5 protein-coding genes are annotated in these 4,451 nt (G+C 65.3%); 2 read left to right on the top strand and 3 right to left on the bottom strand.

Going from position 1 to position 4,451, the window contains the following annotated elements; genetic code table 11:
- Nucleotides 1-1,237: aldehyde dehydrogenase family protein (locus EN745_RS30785; protein ID WP_145992234.1), on the bottom strand; the 1,237-nt coding region annotated here is incomplete at its 3' end.
- Nucleotides 1,238-1,576: 339 nt separating this feature from the next.
- Between EN745_RS30785 and EN745_RS30780 the strand changes: the two genes are divergently transcribed.
- A complete protein-coding gene (locus EN745_RS30780; protein ID WP_245487880.1) occupies nucleotides 1,577-2,587 on the top strand; it encodes a YeiH family protein in 1,011 nt (336 codons plus the stop codon).
- A gap of 50 nt (nucleotides 2,588-2,637) precedes the next feature.
- Here the strand turns inward: EN745_RS30780 and EN745_RS30775 are convergent, their stop codons facing one another.
- Nucleotides 2,638-3,135 carry a GAF domain-containing protein gene (locus EN745_RS30775; protein ID WP_127422987.1) on the bottom strand — a complete coding sequence of 166 codons (498 nt, stop codon included), beginning with the start codon at nucleotides 3,133-3,135 and terminating at the stop codon, nucleotides 2,638-2,640.
- A 104-nt stretch (nucleotides 3,136-3,239) separates the two neighbouring features.
- Nucleotides 3,240-3,848 (bottom strand): hypothetical protein, encoded by a 609-nt coding sequence (locus EN745_RS30770; protein ID WP_126055014.1) that lies wholly within the window; start codon nucleotides 3,846-3,848, stop codon nucleotides 3,240-3,242.
- A gap of 262 nt (nucleotides 3,849-4,110) precedes the next feature.
- On the opposite strand from EN745_RS30770, the gene EN745_RS30765 reads away from it, so the two are divergent.
- Nucleotides 4,111-4,451 (top strand): AraC family transcriptional regulator (locus EN745_RS30765; RefSeq protein ID WP_145992235.1); only part of this gene is annotated, 341 nt, incomplete at its 3' end.

The raw sequence follows: 4,451 nt of genomic DNA, 5'->3' as shown, positions 1-4,451 counted from the left end.
CCTGGATGTAGGAGGCAAGGCCGAAGACGGTGTCGTTGGCCTGCTCGACCGCCTGCTCGACCGTGTCGTAGGGCATGATCGCCAGCACCGGCCCAAAGATCTCTTCGGTGGCGATGCGCATGTCGTGCGTGACGTCGGCGAAGACGGTCGGGCGGACAAAGTAGCCGCGGTTGAGCTCGGCCGGGCGGCCGGGGCCGCCGGCGACAAGCGTGGCGCCCTCGTCGATGCCGCTCTGGATCAAAGCTTGGATCTTGTCGAACTGGAGCTGGCTCACCACCGGGCCGAGCTTCGAGCCCGGCGCGTCGGCCGGGCCGACGGTGAATTTCTCGGCCGCCGTCTTAGCATAGGCGGCCGCCTCGTCGTGACGGTCGCGCGGCACGAACATGCGGGTCGGCGCGTTGCAGGACTGGCCGCTGTTGCCGAAGCAGCCGGCGACTCCCTTGGTGACGGCCCTTTCGAGGTCGACATCGGGGAACAGGATGTTGGCCGACTTGCCGCCAAGCTCCTGGTGCACGCGCTTGACCGTGTCGGCGGCGGCCTTGGCGACCAGGATGCCGGCCCGGGTCGAGCCGGTGAAGGACATCATGTCGACATCCGGGTGGCTGGCCAGCGCCTGGCCGACGGTCGGGCCATCGCCGTTGACGAGATTGAAGACGCCCTTCGGCACGCCGGCCTCGTCGATGATCTCGGCGAAGATGATGGCGTCGAGCGGCGCGATCTCCGACGGCTTCAGCACCATGGTGCAGCCGGCGGCGAGCGCCGGGCCGACCTTGCAGGTCATCTGGTTGAGCGGCCAGTTCCATGGCGTGATCAGGCCGACGACGCCGATCGGCTCCTTGACGATGAGCGAGGAGCCTTTCACGTGGCGGAACTGAAAACTCTTCAGCACCTCGGCCATCTTCTCCAGATGCGCTTGGCCGACGCCAACCTGGCTGTCCAGCGCCATCTGGCGCGGCGCGCCCATCTCGCGCGAGATTGCCAGCGCCAGGTCCTTGCTGCGCTTCTTGTAGACCTCGATGACGCGGTTGAGGATATCGAGGCGCTCCTCAACCGAGGTGAAGCCGAAGCTGTTGAAGGCGCGCCTGGCGGCGGCTACCGCCTTGTCGACATCGGCCTTGGTGCCGAGCGAAATCTGCGCGAAGGCGTCCTCGGTGGACGGATCGATGACATCGAGATTATTGGGCACCACCGGATCGACCCAGGCGCCGTCGATGTAGAACTGCAGATTGTGAGACATGCTTTTCGCTCCCTGTGGGCCAGCGGGCTTCGCTTGTGGCGAGTGATCGTCGTATACGGCCAGAAATAACGATGCGGCAGCCGCCCTGTCAAACGCAAGCGGCGGTGATTGAGCCAGCGTGTGGAATTCGCCATCGATACCGCCCAAGACAATGCGGCGGTTTCGGGAAAACGACGTCTATTAAGACAGGACCGTGCTCAATCGTTCGGAAAACTCGATCATTATAACTCAAACAATTCGTTGGAAAGATTGGTTTCGGAATGGCATTCCCACGACGAGGGCACCTGGAGAACCCCTTTGCCCGTCCTGCCCGCCACCGCGAACAATCTTCCAAACGGCCTGACCTCCACCGGCAGTAGCTCTGCCCTGACTTCGATCTCGTCCGGCGTCGTCCCGGGGCTTGTGCTGGCGGCGATGATCACCAGCGTCGCCTATTCGGCGCGCAATGTCTCCGGCTTTGCCCTGCTCAGCCCGATGATCCTCGCCGTGGTGGCCGGCATGATCTATTCCAACGTGCTCGGCACGCCCGCCCATGCCAAGGCCGGCATCGCCTTTGCGCAGCGCCGGCTGCTGCGCTTCGCCATCGTGCTGCTCGGCTTCCAGCTGACGCTCGGCCAGGTCGCGGCGATCGGCATTGGCGGCGTCGGCATCATTGCGGCCACACTCGGCGCCACCTTCGTCTTCACAATCACGCTCGGCCGGCTGATCGGCGTCGACCGCAAGCTGGCGCAACTGATCGCCGCCGGCACCTCGATCTGCGGCGCCTCGGCGATCGTCGCCACCAACATCGTCACCGAGGCGCGCGACGAGGACGTCACCTACGCGGTTGCCGGGATCACGCTGTTCGGCACCGTCGCCATGCTCGGCTTCCCGCTGCTGGCGCCGGTGCTCGGCCTCGACCAGCACGCTTTCGGCTTGTGGGCCGGCGCGTCAATCCATGAGGTGGCGCAAGTTATCGGCGCCGGCTTCCAGGACGGCGCCCAGGCCGGCGAGACGGCGACCGTCGCCAAGCTGACGCGCGTCGCCATGCTGGCGCCGATGGTGATCACGCTCGGCCTGATGGCACGCCGCGGCAACGCCGACAGCTCGGCCGCGAAGCCGCCGATGCCGTGGTTCGTCGTGGCCTTCGTCGCGGTGGTGGGGCTGAACAGCCTGGTCGCCATGCCGGCCGCAGTGCATTCGGCGATCGCTTTGGCCACCCAGATCATGCTGACCATGGGGCTCGCCGCCATGGGCCTCCAGGCCGACATCTCGCAGCTCCGCTCGCGCGGCCTGCGCCCACTCGTCCTGGCCTTCTCGGCCTTCCTGTTCATCGCGGCGTTTAGTCTGACGCTGGTGAAGTTCGCCTAGTGGGCATGTTGAGATTCAGGTCAGGCCGGCCTCATCTAAATATCAATGCCCTAATCCTCGAAGGAGCTTGCCGCGACAAAGATCGCGGCCAGCTTCTCGATGCCGGCCTGGTCGTCCTTGTCGAAGCGGCCGGGCAGCGGGCTGTCGAGGTCAAGCACGCCGAAGACGCCGTCATTGTCCCTGAGCAGCACCACCAGTTCCGAGCGCGAATCCGCGTCGCAGGCGATGTGGCCGGCAAAATCGTGGACGTCCTTGACCAGCATCGACATGCCCAAATCAACCGCCGTGCCGCACACGCCCTTGCCCACGGCGATGCGTACGCAGGCCGGCTTGCCCTGGAAGGGGCCGAGCACTAGCTCTTCGTCCGATTGCAGGAAGTAGAAGCCGGCCCAGTTGAGGTCGGGCACCATCTGGTAGATCAGCGCCGAGGTGTTGGCGGCGTTGGCGATCGGGTCGCGCTCGCCGTCGAGCAGCGCCTTCAGCTGCGCGGCGAGTTCATTGTAGAAGGCCGCCTTGTCCGTGCTCTCGATGGTCTTTGCCGCAAACATCGCCATGCCTCCGTTGCCAGGGCGCAGAAGTGCCCGCTCGGCTCTCTCTGCCACCAAGCGAGCGGCGAGACTATCATGAATTCCGCCGCGATTTCGGACACGTGTCAGTTTTGCCGGCGTCCAAACACGCGGGCGACGCGGGCAAACGGGCCGGACGTCGGTGCGGCCGGCTTGACTGGCGGCGGCGGCGCGGCGGGCTCGGCGGCGGGATGATTTCTCTCGTCGCCCGCCATCGCCATCAGCGCCTTGTAGATCTCGAAGCCGGATGCCGGCCGCGCGCCCTGCATTCGCTGCCGGGTCAGTTCCGAACAGGTCGGGCTGCCGTCGGCGCCGATGATCTCGCCCATGGTCAGCTTCTTGGTGAAGCCGAAGAGATCAAAGACCGCATATTTGGCGGCGTGGGCATCATAGGCGCGGCTTTCAGCCTTGGCATGGATCTCCAGCAATTGCGGGATCAGGAACTGCGCCTTTTCCGGCGAGGCTTCGCCTTCATAGGGCAGCAGGCTCCAGCCGGCCCCCAGCATCATCGTCCTGATCTTGTCGGGCTCGCGCCGAAGGGCGACGATGGTCGCGGGATCGACAAAGGCCGGGACATGGTTTCCCTGGACGTTATGGGCGATACCAACCTCGTCCAGCAAACGCTTGCACTCGGGAACGAGCCAGACGGCCTTCGGAAAAATCGATTGGAATTCGAAGTCGTAGTTCAGTTCCATCGGAAAGCCTCCGGCGTTTCATCACCTTGACCTTGCGTCAAGTCTCGCAATTTCCGCTTAAGGTTTGCCTATCTTGCTTGGTGAACGGCTGGTTGACCGGCGTCCCCGTTGCCAGCCGGCCGGGCCACCCGCTACAGTTCCAACCGCCTCAGGAAAGAGCATCGTGACTTCCAATTCCGCCAACCGCAAACGCGACCGCGCGCAGCCGGCGGCGGGCGAAGCCCCCCTCGCCTTCGCCGTGCTGGTCTTCCCTGGCTTTCCGATGATGGCGTTCTCGTCGCTGATCGAACCGCTGCGCGCGGCCAATGTGCTTGCCAAGCGCGAATGCTACCGCTGGGTGATCGTCGGCGCCGATGAGGGCACGGTCGAGGCTTCGAACGGCGTCGTCATCCAGCCCGGCTTTTCCGCCTCCGACGCGCCGAAGGTCGACCGCATCGTCGTCTGTTCGGGCGGCGATGCCGACCATCTCGTCGCCGATGAGGCGGTGAGCTGGATCCGCAAGAGCCTGCGCGGCGGCGCGCACATCGGCGCGGTGGCGGATGCAGCGTTCTTCCTCGCCCGCGCCGGCCTGCTCGACGGCCATGCCTGCACCCTGCACTGGAC

Origin of the sequence: Mesorhizobium sp. M4A.F.Ca.ET.022.05.2.1 (genome assembly GCF_003998845.1) — a bacterium.
Classification (GTDB): domain Bacteria; phylum Pseudomonadota; class Alphaproteobacteria; order Rhizobiales; family Rhizobiaceae; genus Mesorhizobium.
The sequence above is the reverse complement of the archived record's forward strand: the minus strand, read 5'-3'. Positions and strand labels throughout refer to the sequence as shown.

Excerpts from the sequence above, each read along its gene's own strand:
- EN745_RS30770 (WP_126055014.1), bottom strand. The coding sequence starts at position 3,848 with ATGGAACTGAACTACGACTTCGAATTCCAATCGATTTTTCCGAAGGCC.
- EN745_RS30775 (WP_127422987.1), bottom strand. The coding sequence starts at position 3,135 with ATGTTTGCGGCAAAGACCATCGAGAGCACGGACAAGGCGGCCTTCTAC.